Source organism: Micromonospora nigra (assembly GCF_900091585.1).
Lineage (GTDB): Bacteria > Actinomycetota > Actinomycetes > Mycobacteriales > Micromonosporaceae > Micromonospora > Micromonospora nigra.
In genome coordinates this window covers 825,491-839,742 of record NZ_FMHT01000003.1, presented here as the reverse complement: position 1 = coordinate 839,742, position 14,252 = coordinate 825,491, and the positions used below count along the sequence as shown (strand labels likewise).

The following is a 14,252-nucleotide window of genomic DNA, read 5'->3' as shown; positions in this document are numbered from 1 at the left end:
CGACGGCGGACGCGTGGGACGAGGAGGCAGGCGTGGGCACAGGGCCGGACCCGGCGAACGCGGCGGCGGTGTCGAACCACCGTCGACGCCGGTTCGACGTCCGGGTGGTGCCACACCGGCGGCGTTCCCCGCTGCGCCTGCAGGACTGGCGGATGCGCACCAAGCTGGCCACGGTGCTGGTCATCCCCTCCCTGGCGTTCCTGGTCGTGGCGGGGGTGCAGACCCAGGCGCTGGTGGGCCGGGCGTCGACCCTGGGCGACTTCGCCGCGCAGGTCGCCGTGGGCCGGGAGATCACCGCGCTGGTGCACCGGATCCAGCAGGAACGCGACCGCACCGCCGGTGAGCTGGCCGTGCTGCGGGCCTCCGGGGACACCGAGGCGGCGCTGGCCGCCCTGCGGTCGTACCACGACGCGACCGACGAGTCGTCGCGGGCGTTGGCGCGGGCGGCCGAGCCGTTGGCCGACGCGGACGCCGCCTGGCGGGCGACGTACTCGGTGGCCGCGCAGGCGTACCAGCAGATCGTCTACATCCGTACGGTGATCTCCACGGTGGTGCTCAACAGCGAGACCATCCTGGGCACCTATCACCGGGCGGTGGATTCCCTGCTCAACCTGCTCGCCGAGCCCTCGCCCGGCCCGGAGCGGCCGGAGCTCAGCGACGCGGTGCTGCGCTACGTGCAGTTCGCCCGCGCCAAGGAGTTGTCGTCCCGCATCCGCGGGGAGTTGTACGCCGCGGCCCGCGCCGGCCGGTACGAGGGCGACGATCCGGCGCAGCTGGCCGACCTGCGGGCCCGGCAGTTGACCACCCTTGGCGCGTTCCGGGTGGCCGCCACCAACGCCCAGGTGCGCGGTTACGACGCGATCAGCCTCGCCCCGGCGTTCCTGGCGGCGACCCGGCTGGAGGAGCGCACCCTGCCCCAGGGCTCGGCCGGCCCGCAGGTGTTGCCGGCGCCGCAGTGGTGGGCGGCCAGCGAGGAACGGCACGAGCTGCTGCGCGGGTTCGAGACGCAGGTGCACGCGGCGTCGGTGGCGCAGGCCGAGGACGCCAGCGACACCCAGTTGCGCCGAACCCTGCTGGTCGTCGGCGTGATCCTGGTGGTGCTGCTGGTCGCGCTGCTGATCTCGGTGCTGGTCGGCCGGTCGATGGCCCGGTCGATGCGGCTGCTGCGTTCCCAGGCGCTGCGGATCGCCCAGATCGAGCTGCCGGAGGCCCTTGACCGGCTGCGTACCGTCACCGGCGGGGTGCCCACGATCGACGTCGCGCCGGCCGTCGTGCGGTCCCTCGACGAGGTCGGCGAGCTGGCCGAGGCGTTCGTGGCGGTGCACCGCAGCGCGGTGAGCGTGGCCGTCGAGCAGGCGACCATGCGGCGCAACGTCAACGCCATGTTCGTCAACCTCGCCCGACGCAGCCAGGTGCTGGTGGAGCGGCAGCTCGAACTGCTCGACGACCTGGAGCGTGAGGAAGGCGACCCCGACCAGCTCGAGAACCTGTTCAAGCTGGACCATCTGGCCGCCCGGATGCGCCGTAACGACGAGAGCCTGCTGGTGCTGGCCGGCAGCGAGTCGACCCGCCGGTGGAACCGCCCGGTCGGTCTGGGTGCCGTGCTGCTGGCGGCCAGCGCCGAGATCGAGCAGTACCAGCGGATCCGCCACGAGTCGGTCGCCGACCTGCACATCGTCGGGCACGCCGTCGGCGAGCTGGTCCACCTGCTCGCCGAGTTGCTGGAGAACGCCACCGCCTTCTCCCGGCCGGACACCACCGTGTCGGTGACCGCGCAGGGTGACGGTGCCGGCGCGGTGGTCGACATCGTCGACCAGGGCATCGGCATGAGCCCGGCCGCGCTGGCCGCGGCCAACGGGGTGTTGGCCGAGCCACCGGCCGCCGACGTCGCCACCGTGGAGCGGATGGGTCTGTTCGTGGTCAGCCACCTCGCGGCCCGGCTGGGGGTGCAGGTGCGGCTGCACGGCGGCCCGGGCGGGCTGGTGGCCCGGCTCCGGCTGCCCGACACGATGCTGGCTCCGGCGCCGCCGCCGGAGCGGGACGCGCCGGTGGCGGCCCGCCGGTTGACCACGGTCACCGCCGCCCCCGCCGAGCTGCCGGTCGCCGGCCGCCGCCCGGGAGGGACCGTGCCACGGCAGGAGCATCCGGTGCCGGTGCGGGCCGAGGACGTGCTGGCCCCGGCACCGACCCCGGGCGGCGGCTGGTGGTCGCGGGAGGGCCCGGGCCCGTCCGCCCTCTCCGCCGGCGCGGGTGCGCCCGCACCGCCGGCTGTGCCGGTGACCGGGGGTACGAGCGAGCGGGGGCTGCCGCTGCGGGTGCCGATGGCGCAGTTGTCGGCGGTGACCCAACCGGCCCGGCCCGACCAGCCGCCGATGCGCCACGAGCCCGACCCGGAGGCCGTGGGCGGGATGCTGTCGCGGCTCTACAGCGGGGTCCGGCGGGCCGAGGCCGAGGAGACCACGGAGATTCCCATGCCGCCCGGTGCATGGGCGAAGGGGGACGAAAGATCATGGCGTTGAGTCAGGAGGCCCGCGACATCAGCTGGCTGGTCAGCGCGTTCGCGCAGCGGGTACCGGGGGTGGCGCACGCGGTGGTGGTCTCCTCCGACGGGCTGCTGGTGGCCATCTCCGACAATCTGCCCCGCGACCACGCCGACAAGCTCGCGGCGGTCACGTCGGGCCTGATGAGCATCACCGCGGGCGCGGCGCAGATGTTCGACGGCGACGTGGTGAAGCAGACGGTGGTGGAGATGGGGCGCGGCTACTTCCTGGTCATGCAGGTGCGCGACGGTTCGATCCTGGCCACCCTCGCCGGCGCGGACGCCGACATCGGAGTGGTGGGCTACGAGATGGCGCGGCTGGCCAAGCAGGCGGGGGAGATGCTCACCCCGGCGTTGCGGACGGAGCTGCAGCAGGCCCTGCCCCGCTGACCGGTCGACGGCGGGGCCGGCGGGAGGGCGGCAGGGCAGGAACCCCGGCGGCGGCGGCCCGGTGCCGGGGCCGCCGCCGCGATCAGGGAGCAGGGATCAGAGTGCGTTGGCGGCGATGACCTGCCGATACCAGTGGGCGCTGCGCTTGGGCACCCGGCGCTGGGTGGGGTAGTCCACGTAGATCAGGCCCCAGCGCTGGTCGTACCCCTCGGCCCACTCGAAGTTGTCCAGCAGCGACCAGACGTGGTAGCTCTCCAGGGGCACACCGTCGCTGATCGCGCGGTGCACGGCGGCGAGGTGCTCGCGCAGGAAGCTGACCCGGCCGGCGTCGTCGACCGTGCCGTCGTCGGCCAGGACGTCGGGTGTGGGCAGGCCGTTCTCGGTGATGGTGAGCGGCACCGGCCCGTAGTCGCGGGTGACCCGGGTGAGGATGTCGTACATGCCGTCGGGGTAGATCTGCTGCCACTGCGCCTCGGAGGTGGGCCAGCGCCGGGTGGTGCCGCCGTCGGCGGTGACGTAGATCGGGGTGTAGTACTGCACGGCGACCAGGTCGACGGGGGCGGAGATCAGCTCCAGGTCGCCGTCGCGGATGCCGCGTGCCATCCGGCTGCCGGGTCCGAGATCGGCCAGCACGTCGGCCGGGTAGCTGCCCTTGAGGGCCGAGTCGAGGTAGAGCCGGTTCTCGTAGCCGTCGTAGAGGCGGGCGGCCTCGGCGGCGGCGGGGGTGTCGTCGGCCGGGTAACAGGGGTGCAGGTTGAAGGCGGGGCCGATGCGGCCGGTGCCGCCGGTGGCGCGCAGCGCCCGTACGGCCAGGCCGTGGGCGAGTTGGAGATGGTGGGCGACCAGGTAGGCGGCGTCGGGGTCCTGCCGTCCGGGGGCGTGGTGGCCCTCGAGGTAGCCGTTCTGCACCACGGTCTTGGGTTCGTTGATGGTCAGCCAGACGGGGATGCGGTCGCCGAGGGCGCGGAACACGGCGTCGGCGTAGTCGGCGAACCGGTGGGCCACGTCCCGCGACTCCCAGCCGCCGATGTCCTGCAGGGCCTGCGGCAGGTCCCAGTGGAACAGGGTGGCCATCGGGGAGATGCCGCGCTCGTGCAGCCCGTCGGCGAGACGCCGGTAGAAGTCGAGTCCGCGCTGGTTGGGTGCGCCGGTGCCGTCGGCCTGGATGCGCGGCCAGGAGATGGAGAACCGGTAGCTTCGCAGCCCCAGGTCGCGCATCAGGTCGAGGTCCTCGGCGTAGCGGTGGTAGTGGTCGGCCGCGACGTCGCCGGTGTCGCCGTTGCGGGTCCGGCCGGGGGTGCGGCTGAAGGTGTCCCAGATCGACTCGCCCCGGCCGTCCTCCTTCGTGGCGCCCTCGATCTGGTAGGCGGACGTGGCCGCGCCCCAGCCGAAGCCGGTGGGGAAGCGCAGTCCGCCCGCCGGGCCCTCGGCGGGGTCGGTGCGGTCCCGGGTCTCGGCGGTGTCGTCGCAGCCGGCGAGCGCGGTGGTGGTGACGGCGCCCAGCGCGGCGGCGGCCGGGGTGGCGGCGGTGGCCGAGAGGGCGGCACGGCGCAGCAGGCGGCGTCGGGTGAGTAGCGACATCGGTTCTCCTCGTGGATGCGTGCCACCGCCGGGGAGTCGGGAGCGCTCCCAGGTAGGGTAGCGGCGTCTCCCGCCCACCGTGGCCTGGACCGCTGTGAGGTGCGGCGGTGGGTGCGGGGGGTGGGGGAACGTGATGCCGCGTACGCCGGTCGGGTGCGTGACCGGGTGCCGGTCGGCCGCGGGGGCGGGGCCGGCGGGTGCCCCGGCGGGGTGGCGGGGCGGTGTGCGGCGCGGGCGGGGCACGCGGACGGGGTGTGGCGGGTCCCGTCGGCCTCTTTTCCCATCGTGTACGGGGGTTTAGTGTGGGGACGGGGAGGGCAACCCCCGTCCCCACCTGATGCGTCACACGCACGGACGGATTCGCGTCCCAGTCGTGCGTGTCGCGCGGGAGCCGGGCCACGCGAGTGGCTTGAGGATCCACCTCCCTCCACTGTGTGGGGTGGTGGCTGGCGGCGGCGTCCGGGCTGGCCCGCCGTCAGCCTGTGGTCTCGGCTCCGGGCCGGCGGACCGACCTGGAGCGATCTTCTTCTTGGAACATCCGTCGATGGAAGCGCTCCCATCGACGTTGTTGCGACTGTAACGCCCGTCACGGGTTTGTGAAAGCCCCAAAACGAGATCGAAACAAGCTCCTGTTTCGACGCTCCCGCCTTCTTGCTGGTGGGAGCGCTTCCATGCCACACTGTCGATCCGCGACGTGGAGCCAGACCGCGTGAACGCGGGCCGCCGAGGGCATCCGGAACACCCGGTACGGCGTCCCCACCAGCGGCGCAGCGTCATCCGCGCGCCCGCTGACCCCCGGGTGACCAGCATCCACGGGCGTCTTCACCCCCCACGAACCACGAGGCGCCCCCGCCGGGGCCAGAACCCCGGCCCGGTCCGAGGAGACACCACGCACATGAGAGATCTGGCCAGACGTCGCCGCCTGGCGATGATCGCCGCGACCGCCCTGGCGGTCGGCGGGATCACGCTGCCGGCGGGCGCTGCGCAGGCCGCCCCGGCCTGCGACGTGGTCTACGCGACCAACGACTGGGGCAGCGGCTTCACCGCCAACGTCACCATCAAGAACCTCGGCGACCCGGTCACCGGGTGGACGCTGAAGTTCGCCTTCCCCGGCAACCAGCGCGTCACACAGGGCTGGTCGGCCAAGTGGAGCCAGACCGGCAACGAGGTCACCGCGACCAACGAGGCCTGGAACGGCAACCTCGGCACCGGTGCCTCCACCAGCATCGGCTTCAACGGCTCGTACACGGGCAGCAACCCGAAGCCGACGTCGTTCTCGGTCAACGGGGTCACCTGCGGCGGCGCGCCCCAGCAGCCGCCGACGGTCAGCCTGGACGTACCCGCGGGCCCGTTCGAGGCACCGGCCGACGTGCCGCTGACCGCCTCGGCCAGCGACCCCGACGGCACCGTCAGCAAGGTGGAGTTCTACCGCAACGGGCTGCTGGTCAACACCGACACCACCGCGCCGTACGCGTACACCCTGGAAGACCTGCCGGCCGGCGACTACACGGTGCAGGCCAAGGCGTACGACAACGCGAACCTGACCGCGACCGCGCAGAAGGCGTTCACCGTGACCGCGGCCTCCGGCCCGGTCCTGGTGGCCACCCCGTCGGCGGTGGCCGTGCCCGAGGGCGGCAGCTCCACGGTCAACGTGAAGCTGAGCAAGGCGCCCACGGCCAACGTCGCGGTGACGCTGGCCCGCACCGGCGACACCGACGTCACCGTCGCGCCGGCCTCGCTGACGCTGACCCCGAGCAACTGGAGCACCGGCGTCAACACGACCGTCTCGGCGGCCGAGGACAGCGACACCGTCGGTGGCACCGCCACCGTCACGGCGTCCGCGACCGGGTTCGCGCCGCTGGCGATCACCGTCACGGAGGTCGACAACGACACCACCGGCGGCGACGGCGAGTACGTCGAGCGCTTCCTCACCCAGTACGGCAAGATCAAGAACTCGGGCTACTTCAGCCCCGAGGGCGTCCCGTACCACTCCATCGAGACGCTGATCGTCGAGGCGCCCGACCACGGCCACCAGACCACCTCCGAGGCGTTCAGCTTCTGGCTCTGGCTGGAGGCCTACTACGGCCGGGTCACCCAGAACTGGGCCCCGTTCAACAACGCCTGGACGGTGATGGAGAAGTACATCATCCCGTCCACGCAGGACCAGCCCACCGCCGGTGCGGCCGGTGACGCCCAGTACGCCGCCGAGAACGACCTGCCCAGCCAGTACCCGTCGACGTTGCAGCCCAACGTGCCCGTCGGCCAGGACCCGCTGCGCAACGAGCTGCGGTCGACCTACGGCACCGGTGAGATCTACGGCATGCACTGGCTGCTGGACGTGGACAACACCTACGGCTTCGGCCGCTGCGGCGACGGCACCACCCGGCCCGCCTACATCAACACCTTCCAGCGGGGCACCCAGGAGTCGGTGTGGGAGACCGTGCCGCAGCCGTCCTGCGACACCTTCGCCCACGGTGGCCCCAGCGGCTACCTGGACCTGTTCATCAAGGAGTCGGGCACCCCGGCCAAGCAGTGGAAGTACACCAACGCCCCGGACGCCGACGCCCGGGCCGTGCAGGCCGCGTACTGGGCCCTGACCTGGGCCAAGGAGCAGAACAAGGCGGCCGACGTGGCGGCCACCGTGGCCAAGGCCGCGAAGATGGGTGACTACCTGCGGTACGCCATGTTCGACAAGTACTTCAAGAAGATCGGCAACTGTGTCGGCCCGACGACCTGCCCCGCCGGGCAGGGCAAGGACTCGGCGCACTACCTGATGTCCTGGTACTACGCCTGGGGCGGCGCGTACGAGCCGAACCAGAACTGGTCGTGGCGCATCGGCTCCAGCCACAACCACTTCGGCTACCAGAACCCGTTCGCGGCCTGGGCGCTGACCAACGTCGACGAGCTCAAGCCGAAGTCGCCGACCGCCGTCGCCGACTGGGAGAAGAGCTTCGAGCGGCAGCTGGAGTTCTACACCTGGCTCCAGTCCGCCGAGGGTGGCATCGCCGGCGGTGCGACCAACAGCTGGGGCGGCCACTACGGCCAGCCGCCGGCCGGAACGTCCACCTTCTACGGCATGTACTACGACGTCGACCCGGTCTACAACGACCCGCCGTCGAACCAGTGGTTCGGCATGCAGGCCTGGTCGATGCAGCGCATCGCCGAGCTGTACATGGTGACCGGCAACGCCAAGGCCAAGGCGCTGCTCGACAAGTGGGTGCCGTGGGCGATCTCGAACACCACGCTGGGCGCCAACTGGTCGATCCCGTCGGACATGAAGTGGACCGGCCAGCCGACCACCTGGAACCCGAGCAACCCGCAGCCCAACACCAACCTGCACGTCGAGGTGACGGTGAAGGGCCAGGACGTCGGCGTCGCCGCCGCGTACGCCCGGATCCTGACCATGTACGCCGCGAAGTCGGGCAACGTGACCGCCAAGAACACGGCCAAGGGCCTGCTGGACGCGCTGCACGCGGCCAGCGACGCCCAGGGCGTCTCGACGACGGAGAAGCGGGGCGACTACCGGCGCTTCGACGACGTCTACGACGCGTCCACCGGCCAGGGCCTCTACGTCCCGCAGGGCTGGACCGGCGAGATGCCCAACGGTGACGTCATCGCCCCCGGCAAGAGCTTCGTCGACATCCGCTCGTTCTACAAGAACGACCCCGCCTGGCCGAAGGTGCAGGCGTACCTGGACGGCGGACCGGAGCCGGAGTTCAACTACCACCGGTTCTGGGCGCAGGCGGACGTCGCGATGGCGTACGCCGACTACGGCAAGCTGTTCCCGAACGACTGATCCGACCTCTCCGGGTGGGCGTCGCGGACGCCCACCCGGAGCCCGGCCGGGCCCCGGGGGAACACGGGCCCGGCCGGCAGACGGCCTGACACCCACGGTCAGGCCGGGGGCGGGTCGACCGTTCGGCCGACGCAGCGGACGGCTCGGCCCGCCCCCACCCGTCGGGACCCCGGTCCCGGGGGCGGAAGTGACGAAAATTGTGGCCCGCGTGGGCTCACACGAACGCTCGTGACGGAGTAACGTACGTCACCGGAGAGGCCGCTCCCCCCGTGGCGGCCTCTCCCTCACGTTCTCCGGCCGCGCGCTTCTCCGGCCGCTCACTTTCCGGTTTCTCGCCCCTGCGGCGCGAGCCCCGGCAGCGGGTGCCGCAGACCGGGATGCCCGTCGGGCAGCGACCGGCGCACCACCACCCAGCTGACCGCCAGCACAGCCGCCACCAGCGGCCAGGACAACGCCACCCGGGCCACGGTCAGTGCGAGCACCTGGCCGCTGAGGTACAGGGGCAGGAACACCGCGACCCGCAGCACGTACGTGGCCACCCAGACCCAACTGCCTCTGGTGTACGCACGCAGCAGCGCCGGATCCCGCCGCCACCGCGCCCGCTGTCCCAGCACGGCGCCCACCACGACACCGAGCAGCGGCCAGCGGACCACCACGCTGACCACCCAGGCCAGCGTGCTCGCCGCGTTGGCCAGCAGTTGGAGCAGGAAGAAGTCCTCGGCGCGGCCGGTGCGCAGCACCACCAGCGCGGCCACGCACACGGCCAGCAGGCCCACCAGCACCGACCTCGGCCGGTCCCCGCGACGCAGCCGCCAGCCGGCCACCCCCGCCCCGGTCGCCAGCGCCGCGATGACGCCGCCCCAGACGGACTGGCCCGTGACCAGCCAGCCGACGGCGAAGGCCACCGGCGGCAGGGTGGCGTCGACCGCGCCACGCCGACCACCGAGCAGGTCCGCGAGCGATTCCGGCCGGTCCGCCGGGACGGGGCCGGGGCCGTCGTGGGCCGCCGTCGCCCTCGCCGCTGCCGTACCGGGTTCCCGCTCGGGTGTGCTCGTCACCGCGACCTCCTCCGCTCCGGGCCCAAAGTAGCCCGCCGACGCCGGTGGCCCACCGCCCGTGTGGGCCGGGCGTGCCGCTACGGTGTGCGGGTGCGCACGACGGCGAGGGGTGGAACCGCGGTCTGGTTGGTCGTCCTGGCCATGGTCCAGACAGCGGGCTTCCTGGCCGTGTGGCGTGGTGCCCTGCACGTCGAGGTCGGCCAGTGGATCGACACGGTGGCCCTGACCGGCAACCGGATCGGCCAGGACCACATCGACGAGCCGGTCGACCACATCCTCAACGCGATGTCCGTGGTGTCGCTGCTGGCCGCGACCGGTGTGATCGGCTTCATCGCGCTGATCCGGGGCCGGATCGCCCTGGCCGTCACCGCCACCATGCTCATCGCCGGAGCCAACGTCACCACCCAGCTGCTCAAGTACGGCCTCACCCGCCCCGACTACGGCATCGACCCCGAGCGGGTGTACGTGGGCAACAGCCTGCCCAGCGGTCACACCACCGTCGCCGCGTCCGTGGCGGTCGCGCTGGTGCTCGTCCTGCCGCGCCGGGTGCGGGCGCTGGGCGCGTTCATCGGCGCCGGCTACGCCGCGGTGGCCGGCGTCGCGACCCTGTCGGCCGGCTGGCACCGGCCCAGCGACGCGGTGGCCGCGTTCCTGGTGGTCGGCGTCTGGGCGGCGCTGGCCGGGCTGCTGCTGCTCGTCACCCAGCGCGAACAGGCCCAGATCGAATCCGCCGACGCGCACCGGGTGGCCGCGGCGGTGCTCGGCATCGGCGGGCTGCTCGCCATCGTGGCCTGCGGAATCGCGCTGGCCTGGCTGGTGGACCTGCGGGCCGTCCCACCCGACCAGCTGGCCCGCCGACCGCTGTTCGTCGGCTACGCCGGCAGCGCCGCCGGCATCGCCGGCACGATGGGTGTGGTGATGGCCCTGGTGCTGGTCGCGGTGCACCGCGTCGTACCTCGTTACCAGGGCTGACCGTGCGAGCGGTACGCGCTGCGTTCGTCGACGAGTGCACCCGGCTGACCGAGGTGCTGGGCACGCTCGACCGGGCCGCCCTGGGACGGCCCACCGCCTGCCGACCGTGGACCGTGGCGCAGTTGCTGGCCCACGTACGCACCGGCGCCGGCCGGCTGGCCGGGATGCTGGCCGTGCCGGCCCCCGCCGTCGTGCCGGCCCCCGCCGTCGTGCCGGCCCCCGCCGTCGTGCCGGCCCCCGCCGTCGTGCCGGCCCCCGCCGTCGTGCCGGCCCCCGCCGTCGTGCCGGCCCCCGCCGTCGGGCTGGTCGACGCCGCCGGTTACTTCGGCGCGGCCAAGTTCACTGCGGAGGTGGACGCGGCCCGGGTCGAGGACGGCCGCCGGGAGGCGGCGCGGGTGCACGACAGCGGGCGGGCGACGACCGAGGGCTTCGAGCGGGCGTGGCGGTCCACCGACACCGCCCTGGACGCGGTGCCGCCCGACCGGGTCGTGCGGACCCGGCACGGTGACGCGATGACGGTCGCGGAGTTCCTCCGTACCCGGGTGGTGGAGGTCGCGGTGCACGGCCTCGACCTGGCGGCGGCGCTGGAGCGGCCGCCGTGGCTGACCCCGGGTGCGGCACGGGTCGTCGTCGACCTGCTCACCGGCGGCCGCCCGGTGCCGGCCGAGCTGGACGGGGACGACGTCGCGCTGGTCCAGGCGCTGACCGGCCGCGCGGAGCTGACCCCCGCCGCCCGCGCCGCCCGGTCCCGGGCCGCCTTTCCGCCCCTGTTCTTCGCCCCCTGACCCACGGCGGGCGCGGAGGCTCAGGGGGCGGAGCGGGGAGTGGGGACGTGGGGGGCCGCGGTGCGCAGGTGGTGCAGGACGACCGGGTCGATGCGGCCCGGCACCAGGCGTTCCTCCAGGTTCTCCAGGCCGGCCCAGGACACCAGCGCCTCCTCGGGGGCGGTCGGGTCCGCGGGGTGGCCCAGGGCGGTCAGCAACGTCGCGACCTCGGCTGCCACCGCGCCGTGCAGGTCCAGCAGAGTGGCCGGGTCGGGTCGGCTGAACAACAGCGTGTGGACCGCCAGCAGCCGGGCCAACTCGGTCACCGGGTCGGGGTGGTCGTCGACCCGCAGGTCCACCAGCACGTCGCCGGTGCCGCCGTAGCCGCCGCCGCGCTTGACCACCAGCAGCCCCGCGCTCTGCCGGCCCCGCCGGTCACCCCCGGCCGCCTCACCGGCGCGCAGCGCGGCCAGCAGCCGGTCGGCGAACGGCAGGTCGACCCCGCCGAGCCAGGTGTCGCGTAGTGCGTCGACCACCTGCGGGCCGGCGAGGATGTTGCCCTGCGCCGCCCAGCCGTCGCCGGCCTGCCCGCCCGCCCAGCCGTGGCAGCGCGCACCGGTGAATGTGGCGCCCGACCCGGTGGCGCCGATCACCCCGAGCTGGCGGTGCTCCCGGTCAGGGTCGGCGGCGACCAGGCCGGCCACCACGTCGACAGCGGCCACGCCGGTGCGCAGGAGGGTGAGCCCCTGCGGCCGGTAGGCCAGGTTCAGGTGCGCCTGGGTGGCGAGGGCGCCGACCTCGGCCTCGGCGGCCGGGACGAGTGCGCCGGCGGCCAGGAACTTGCTGGCCACGGCCACGCCGTGCAGCATCCCGTCGGCGGAACGGGCGACGAGCGAGAATGTCACGACAGGCAGGCTAGCGCGTCGCCTCCCACAGTATCGACATGGGTCGAAGCGGGGGGGCGACGGCAGGACCGTCGGCGTGCCGGGACAGCGCCTCCGCCGGGCGGACCCGTTCACCACCAGGACAACCGCCGGCAGTCCGACCCGTCAGGGATCTTGCTCCGCGCCCCGGTCGGCGGGCACCATCGACCGATGACGCGATGGGGAATGACGGTGCCACTGGGCGGGATCCCGCTTGCCGACCACGCTGCGGTCTACGCGGCCCTGACCGACGCCGGCTTCACCGACGTCTGGTCCGCCGAGGTCAACGGGGCCGACGCCTTCACCCCGCTGGCGCTCGCCGCGGCCTGGCAGCCGTCGCTGCGGCTGGGCACCGCGATCACCCCGGTGTTCACCCGGGGGCCGGGTCTGCTGGCGATGAGCGCAGCCGCGCTCGCCGACGCCGCCCCCGGCCGGTTCGCCCTCGGCCTCGGGGCCTCCTCGCCGGTGGTGGTCGGTGACTGGAACGCCGTGGAGTTCACCCAGCCGTTCCGGCGTACCCGCGACGTGCTGCGGTTCCTGCGCGCGGCGCTGCGCGGCGAGACCGTCGACGGGGCCTTCGACACCTTCGCCGTGCGCCGGTTCACCCTGGAGCGGCCCCCGGCCGTGCCGCCGCCGTTGCTGCTGGCCGCCCTGCGACCCGGCATGCTCCGCCTGGCCGCCGCCGAGGCCGACGGCGTGATCCTCAACTGGCTCGCCGCCGACGACGTCCCCCGCGCCGTCGCCGAACTGGGCGAACGGCGGCCCCAGTTCGACGTCGTCGCACGGATCTTCGTCTGCCCCACCGAGGACGCCGGGTACGCCCGCAAACTCGGCCGCCGGCTCATCACCAGCTATCTCACGGTGCCGGCGTACGCCGAGTTCCACCGCTGGCTGGGCCGCGACGAGACGCTCGCCCCGATGTGGGACGCGTGGGCCGCCGGTGACCGGCGCGGTGCCGCCGCGGCCGTACCCGACGAGGTCGTCGACGCGCTCGTGCTGCACGGCCCGCCCGAGCAGTGTCGGGAGCAGGTGCGCCGGTACGCCGACGCGGGCGTGGACGTGCCCGTGGTGGCGCTGCTGCCCACCCCCGAGTTGGCCGCCGGCGGGGCGGCCGCCCTGAGCACGCTCATCGCCCGACTCGGCCCGGACGCCGGGCGGGCCGCGTGAACCTCACCGGCCGGGTCGTGGTCATCACCGGCGGGGCCGGTGGCATCGGGGCAGCGCTGGCCCGCCGGTTCGCCGCCGAGGGCGCCGAGGCGCTGGTGCTCGCCGACCTCGACGTCGACGCGGCCCGCGCGGTGGCCGCCGGCATCGGCCCGGCCGCCAGCGCCGTCGGCCTGGACGTCACCGACGAGGAGCAGGTCCGCGCGCTGGTCGCCGACACCGAGCGGCGGTACGGCCGGATCGACGTGTTCTGCGCCAACGCGGGGGTGACCACCGGCGGGGGAGTGGAGGTCGACGACGCCGGCTGGGACCGGGCGTGGCGGGTCAACGTGCTGTCGCACGTGTACGCCGCCCGGGCCGTGCTGCCGGCGATGGTGGAACGCGGCTCCGGTTACCTGCTGCACACCTGTTCGGCGGCGGGGGTGCTCACCGCCGTCGGAGACGCCGCGTACACCGCCACCAAACACGCTGCGGTCGGTTTCGCCGAGTGGCTGTCGATCACCTACCGTGACCAGGGCATCCGGGTCAGTGCCCTGTGCCCGCAGGGGGTGGACACCCCGATGCTCGCCGACGGCCTGGCCGCCGGGCATCTGGGCGCCCAGGTGATCGCCGCGTCCGGGGCGGTGCTCACCGCCGACCAGGTGGCCGACGTGACCGTCGCCGGCATGGCCGAGGAGCGATTCCTGATCCTGCCGCACCCGGAGGTGGCCGACTACGCCCGCCGTCGCGCCGAGGATCCCGACGGTTGGCAGTCGGGCCTGCGTAAGCTCGTCCGTCGGCTGCGGGCGGGGGCGTCGCCGCGCCCGCACTGAACCTCTGTCGGCCGGACGTTCTCCCGGAGCCGGACGTCGGCCCTCGGTGGCGAATGGCCCCGGCCCGGCCGCATCGGTGTCTGTGATCTGGGCCATCTTGACAGCCGGTCCTTCCGGCTGCGGCGAAGGCAACCGGCAGATTCGGTGCGAGCCCTCTGCCGGTCGGCGGCCCCACCATTCGTCAGAACCGGCACAAATGAAGTGCCGGCGGTTCTGCCGGTGAACCTGCCGGTCAATTCCATCCGCATTCCCG

The 14,252-nt window shown here is 73.7% G+C and carries 10 protein-coding genes; 7 read left to right on the top strand and 3 right to left on the bottom strand.

Features of this window, described 5'->3' with window-relative positions; translation table 11 throughout:
* Positions 1 to 32: 32 nt before the first annotated feature.
* Both GA0070616_RS03110 and GA0070616_RS03105 read left to right on the top strand, forming a co-directional pair.
* Entirely contained in the window at positions 33 to 2,519 is a 2,487-nt protein-coding gene (locus tag GA0070616_RS03110; protein ID WP_091075895.1) for a sensor histidine kinase, read from the top strand.
* Positions 2,510 to 2,929 carry a roadblock/LC7 domain-containing protein gene (locus GA0070616_RS03105; protein WP_245712635.1) on the top strand — a complete coding sequence of 140 codons (420 nt, stop codon included), beginning with the start codon at positions 2,510 to 2,512 and terminating at the stop codon, positions 2,927 to 2,929. The genes GA0070616_RS03110 and GA0070616_RS03105 overlap by 10 nt, the downstream gene beginning before the upstream one ends.
* 96 nt (positions 2,930 to 3,025) lie before the next feature.
* Here the strand turns inward: GA0070616_RS03105 and GA0070616_RS03100 are convergent, their stop codons facing one another.
* Entirely contained in the window at positions 3,026 to 4,510 is a 1,485-nt protein-coding gene (locus GA0070616_RS03100) for a GH1 family beta-glucosidase (protein WP_091075892.1), read from the bottom strand.
* Between the two features lie 904 nt (positions 4,511 to 5,414).
* Here GA0070616_RS03100 and GA0070616_RS03095 point away from each other — a divergent pair.
* The gene (locus GA0070616_RS03095; protein ID WP_175440230.1) at positions 5,415 to 8,306 is read left to right on the top strand and encodes a glycoside hydrolase family 48 protein; all 2,892 of its coding nucleotides are present in this window, start codon (positions 5,415 to 5,417) and stop codon (positions 8,304 to 8,306) included.
* Between the two features lie 317 nt (positions 8,307 to 8,623).
* On the opposite strand, the gene GA0070616_RS03090 is transcribed toward GA0070616_RS03095, so the two are convergent.
* Positions 8,624 to 9,256: a DUF3159 domain-containing protein gene (locus GA0070616_RS03090; protein ID WP_245712932.1), complete on the bottom strand. Its 633-nt coding sequence runs from the start codon at positions 9,254 to 9,256 to the stop codon at positions 8,624 to 8,626.
* Positions 9,257 to 9,448: 192 nt separating this feature from the next.
* Here GA0070616_RS03090 and GA0070616_RS03085 point away from each other — a divergent pair, with 192 nt between their 5' ends.
* Together GA0070616_RS03085 and GA0070616_RS03080 are read left to right on the top strand one after the other, a co-directional pair.
* A complete protein-coding gene (locus GA0070616_RS03085) occupies positions 9,449 to 10,336 on the top strand; it encodes a phosphatase PAP2 family protein (protein WP_091089741.1) in 888 nt (295 codons plus the stop codon).
* 2 nt (positions 10,337 to 10,338) lie between these two features.
* Positions 10,339 to 11,121: a maleylpyruvate isomerase N-terminal domain-containing protein gene (locus tag GA0070616_RS03080; RefSeq protein ID WP_425412919.1), complete on the top strand. Its 783-nt coding sequence runs from the start codon at positions 10,339 to 10,341 to the stop codon at positions 11,119 to 11,121.
* Between the two features lie 20 nt (positions 11,122 to 11,141).
* Here the strand turns inward: GA0070616_RS03080 and GA0070616_RS03075 are convergent, their stop codons facing one another.
* On the bottom strand, positions 11,142 to 12,005 hold the full coding sequence (locus tag GA0070616_RS03075) for a DUF1028 domain-containing protein (RefSeq protein ID WP_091075882.1): 864 nt from the start codon (positions 12,003 to 12,005) through the stop codon (positions 11,142 to 11,144).
* A gap of 204 nt (positions 12,006 to 12,209) precedes the next feature.
* Between GA0070616_RS03075 and GA0070616_RS03070 the strand changes: the two genes are divergently transcribed.
* A complete protein-coding gene (locus GA0070616_RS03070; protein WP_091075878.1) occupies positions 12,210 to 13,190 on the top strand; it encodes an LLM class F420-dependent oxidoreductase in 981 nt (326 codons plus the stop codon).
* Positions 13,187 to 13,999 (top strand): SDR family oxidoreductase, encoded by an 813-nt coding sequence (locus GA0070616_RS03065; RefSeq protein WP_091075875.1) that lies wholly within the window; start codon positions 13,187 to 13,189, stop codon positions 13,997 to 13,999. The genes GA0070616_RS03070 and GA0070616_RS03065 overlap by 4 nt, the downstream gene beginning before the upstream one ends.
* Positions 14,000 to 14,252: the final 253 nt, after the last annotated feature.

Coding starts and splice junctions, on each gene's coding strand:
- GA0070616_RS03105 (WP_245712635.1), top strand. CDS start 2,510: ATGGCGTTGAGTCAGGAGGCCCGCGACATCAGCTGGCTGGTCAGCGCG.
- GA0070616_RS03100 (WP_091075892.1), bottom strand. CDS start 4,510: ATGTCGCTACTCACCCGACGCCGCCTGCTGCGCCGTGCCGCCCTCTCG.
- GA0070616_RS03070 (WP_091075878.1), top strand. CDS start 12,210: ATGACGGTGCCACTGGGCGGGATCCCGCTTGCCGACCACGCTGCGGTC.